4 protein-coding genes and 1 pseudogene are annotated in these 4,063 nt (G+C 63.6%); all 5 read left to right on the forward strand.

Annotated features, from left to right (window positions below; all coding sequences use genetic code 11):
- A partial coding sequence (locus tag EN750_RS21905) for a cbb3-type cytochrome c oxidase subunit I (protein ID WP_189526374.1) occupies positions 1–1,262 on the forward strand: 1,262 nt, incomplete at its 5' end.
- A 7-nt stretch (positions 1,263–1,269) separates the two neighbouring features.
- Positions 1,270–1,644 (forward strand): hypothetical protein, encoded by a 375-nt coding sequence (locus tag EN750_RS21910; RefSeq protein ID WP_127397622.1) that lies wholly within the window; start codon positions 1,270–1,272, stop codon positions 1,642–1,644.
- Positions 1,641–2,261 carry a cytochrome c oxidase assembly protein gene (locus tag EN750_RS21915; protein WP_236383168.1) on the forward strand — a complete coding sequence of 207 codons (621 nt, stop codon included), beginning with the start codon at positions 1,641–1,643 and terminating at the stop codon, positions 2,259–2,261. Before EN750_RS21910 ends, EN750_RS21915 begins: the two co-directional genes overlap by 4 nt.
- Before the next feature lie 41 nt (positions 2,262–2,302).
- On the forward strand, positions 2,303–3,343 hold the full coding sequence (locus EN750_RS21920; protein WP_245482767.1) for a c-type cytochrome: 1,041 nt from the start codon (positions 2,303–2,305) through the stop codon (positions 3,341–3,343).
- Between the two features lie 38 nt (positions 3,344–3,381).
- Positions 3,382–4,063: pseudogene (locus EN750_RS21925) on the forward strand (sorbosone dehydrogenase family protein); the annotation flags it as partial.

A 4,063-nucleotide genomic window follows, 5' to 3' on the forward strand; every position in this document is an offset into this window, starting at 1 on the left:
ATTATTACCCGCTGATCAATGCGCGGATGCTCTCGCCCCGTCTCGGGCGCACCGCCTTCTGGCTGATGTTTGCCGGCTTCAACGTCGCGTTCTTTCCGATGCATCTCAGCGGCCTGCGCGGGATGCCGCGCCGCGTCTTCACCTACCCCGAGGGGATCGGTTGGGACTGGCTGAATCTCATCTCCACGATCGGCGCCTATGTTTTCGCGGCAGGGGTGCTGGTGGTTGTCTTCGATGTTGTACGGCCGAAGCATCGCGAACCCCGCAGCGAGCAGAATCCGTGGAAGGCGGGCACGCTCGAATGGCTGAACGAGCCCGAGGAGAACTGGGGCGTTCGATCCATTCCGATCATCGAGAGCCGGTATCCGCTTTGGGACCAGGCGGATCTGATGCAAAAGGTCAATGAGGGCGCCTATTATCTTCGCAGTGCCAAGGAGAATCGCCGCGAGACGCTCATCACCTCGGTGCTCGACGCCCATCCGCTACAGTGCCAGCGCGTGGCGACATCAACCACGATCACAATAATCTCGGCCGCATTGCTCGGCGGGGTCTTCGTCGCGCTCACCTTCGAACTCTGGATCCTCGCCCTATTGTCGGGCATCGGCACGCTCTCTGCCGTTCTGTGGTGGCTCTGGACCGGCACCGGCGAAACCCCGGAAAAGAAGACCAAGGATGTCGGCCTTGGATTGCGCTTGCCGCTCTATGCCTCCGGTCCGGATTCTGTTGGCTGGTGGGCGATGTTCATTACAATGGTTGGCGACGGAACTGCCTTCGCCAGCCTCATCTTCGGCTATTTTTTCTACTGGACCATCCATCCCGACTTCACTCTGGGGCAGCCGGGTCCCGGTATGCGGTGGCCGATGATCGCGCTGTCTCTCTTCGTCGCCGCATGGGTCGCGATGCTTGGTGCGCGCCGACTGAACGCAAGCGGGTGGATCGACGGCGCACGCGTTGCGCTTGTTGCTGCGTTTCTGCTGACGCTTGCTGCCTCTGCAGCCGGTTTTGCCGGACCCTGGCAGCATGACATGCAGCCGACCGCGCATGTCTATCCGGCGATCGTCTGGATTCTCGTCATCTGGGCGCTTGCTCATGCCGCGGTCGGATCCGTCATGCAGCTCTATTGCCTTGCGCGCAGCCTCGCCGGTCGCCTGACGCGGGAGCACGACATGGAACTGCACAACGTCGCGCTCTACTGGCATTTTATGGCGATCACCGCTGTCATCACCTTCGCCGTCATCGGTCTTTTCCCGGAAGCGATGTGAGACGGTGATGCGCATCATTCCCAAAGAGGTCGAAACGCTCTGGACGCTCTTCACCGCGCCCGTGATCTGGGCCGGACATTTCCTCGCCTGTTACGCACTGGCCGCAATCTGGTGTGCCAAGCGCGGTGACCTCGGTTTCGCTGTCGTCCAGGCTGGCATAGTGGCTATGACGCTGGCGGCACTCGCGATGATCGTCTTGTCCGGCTGGCTCGCCTGGAGGCAGTGGGGCTTCGGCACGAACGACCCGCCGCACGACGATCCCACAGCGACGGACCGCAACCTCTTCCAGGGGTTTGCCACGCTACTGCTTTGCGGCCTGAGCTTCGTCGCCGTGCTCTACGTGGGGCTGCCGCTGCTCTTCATCGACGGATGCTCCTCATGAGGACGGCAAGCCTGTTGCTGGGCTTCGTCACCCTCGCGCTGGTCTGGGCGGGACCGCTGCTCGATGCGTGGCGTGGCTCGTTCGCGGCTCACATGCTTGCCCACATGGGCGTCGTCGCGATTGCGGCGCCGCTGATAGCAATCGGTATTGCCAGAACGATACGCTCCGTGGCCACCGCCGCTCCCCTTATCGCCTCTCTCGTCGAACTGATTGTCGTCTGGGGCTGGCATGCGCCGGCTGCGCGCCAGTGGGCCGAGACATCGACCATCGCCACCATGATCGAGCAGGTGTCCTTCCTTGGCGCCGGGCTGTTCCTGTGGCTGACGTGCATGGCGCCGCGCAATGCCGATGCGCCGGCTAGGGACGCTGCCGGCGCCTTCGCGTTGCTCCTGACCTCCATCCACATGACGTTGCTTGGCGCGCTGCTCTCGCTCGCCTCGCGACCGCTCTATGGCCTCGGCGAAGTGACGTGCTTCGGCCTCGTGCTCGGGGCGGGGCAGGACCAGGCGCTCGGCGGCATCATCATGTTGATGATCGGCGCTGCCGTTTACCTCGCCGGAGGCGTCTTCCTGCTTGCCAGGCTCCTGAGCGGCAAAACCGAGAGGCTGGCCGGCTGATGCACGTCAACTGGAAACACTTGGCGATAGGCTTGGCGATCTTGCCGGCCGCGGTGCTTTTCGCGACCTGGATCGGCTTCTTCAACGTTGGTGCCTCGACCGGCCACTGGAAGGTGACCGAATGGTTCCTGCACTTCGCGATGCGCTCGGCCGTGCGGACATACGCACTCACGGTCAAGGTGCCGGACGAGCTGCCGCGCTACGCTATTCAGCCGGCTGCCGGCCATTTCGCGCGCGGCTGCGCCATCTGCCACGGTGCGCCCGGCGAACCGCGGTCGCCCGCCGTCCTTGCGATGCTGCCGCAGCCGCCGGACCTTGCCGGCAAGGTCGGCGAATGGACGGACGCCGAACTCTTCCGCATCGTCCAGCACGGCGTGCGCTTCACCGGCATGCCGGCCTGGCCGACGCAGCAGCGCGACGATGAAGTCTGGGCGATGGTCGCCTTCCTGCGCGAACTGCCGATGATGGACGAGGCGCGGTGGCGCGACCTTGCTTATGGCAGTAGCGAACCGTCGACTGGCCAAACACAAGGCCTCGAACGCGCACTCGCCGACTGTACCCGCTGCCACGGCACGGACGGGCTCGGCCGGAGCCCCGCAACGCCCGTCTTGGCCTCTCAGCGCGAAACCTATCTTCTTGAGAGTTTGAGAGCCTACGCTACCGGCCACCGCCAGAGCGGTGTCATGGGAATTTCTGTCACCGCTGTCGACCCTGCACTCCTCGCCGATCTCGCGCGGCATTTTTCCGCGCTGCCTGCGCCTGCAACGTCGACGCAACCGGACCGTGCCCGGATCGCGCGTGCCGATGAGATCGCGCGACGCGGCATCCCGGAGCGCGACGTTCCGGCATGCCTGGGTTGCCACGGTCGTCCGGACCGCAACCCCATCTATCCGGAACTGTCCGGACAGCCCGCCAAATACATTGCGACCCAGCTCGAGCTTTTCCGCGAGGAAAAGCGCGGCGGCACGCGCTTCGCCCATCTGATGCGCAACGCTGCTAAAAACCTCTCGGACGAAGATATTGCCGCATTGGCCGCCTATTTCGCGCAAATGTTGCGTGCCGCCGCAACCGGAACGCCCTGATGGCGTTACGTCACTGTCCCAATCTTCGGGAATATCCAATGCGAAAAATTCTGGGCGTCTTACTCGTCATTGTCGCCTTCGTCATAATCGCGGGGGCGGGCTTGTTCTTCTTCTCGCGCGAACAGGCCACCGTTCCGATCGAGCAGACCTACGGTCCAAACCCGACGCTTGCCGAACCCAATCCGACCTGGATACCCACGGTCCACGTTGCCGAGGCGACCCCTTGGCCCCAAGGCAAGATGCCGGTCGCCGCCAAAGGCTTCGCCGTCAACGAATTCGCTGGCGGCCTCGACCATCCGCGCTGGCTGCACGTGCTGCCCAATGGCGACGTGCTGGTCGCCGAAAGCAATGCGCCACCAAAACCTGACGAAGGTTTTTCCATACGTGGCTGGTTCATGAAACTGTTCCAGAGCCGGGCTGGCGCCGAGGTGCGGAGCGCCAACCGTATCTCGTTGTTACGCGACGAGAACGGCGATGGCGTGGCTGAGACCAGGACAGTCCTCCTCAGCAGCCTCTTCTCGCCCTTCGGCATGACGCTGCTCGACGGCAAGCTCTATGTCGCCAATGCCGACGCGGTCGTCGCTTTCCCCTATCGCGATGGCGACGCCGAGATCACTGCTCCGTCCGAGAAGATCGTCGACCTTCCGGCCGGCCGCAATCACCATTGGACCAAGGACGTCATTGCCAGTCCGGACGGAACGAAGCTCTATGCCACCGTGG

Origin of the sequence: Mesorhizobium sp. M7A.F.Ca.ET.027.03.2.1 (genome assembly GCF_003999175.1) — a bacterium.
Taxonomy (GTDB): domain Bacteria; phylum Pseudomonadota; class Alphaproteobacteria; order Rhizobiales; family Rhizobiaceae; genus Mesorhizobium.

Coding starts and splice junctions, on each gene's coding strand:
- EN750_RS21910 (WP_127397622.1), top strand. CDS start 1,270: ATGCGCATCATTCCCAAAGAGGTCGAAACGCTCTGGACGCTCTTCACC.
- EN750_RS21915 (WP_236383168.1), top strand. CDS start 1,641: ATGAGGACGGCAAGCCTGTTGCTGGGCTTCGTCACCCTCGCGCTGGTC.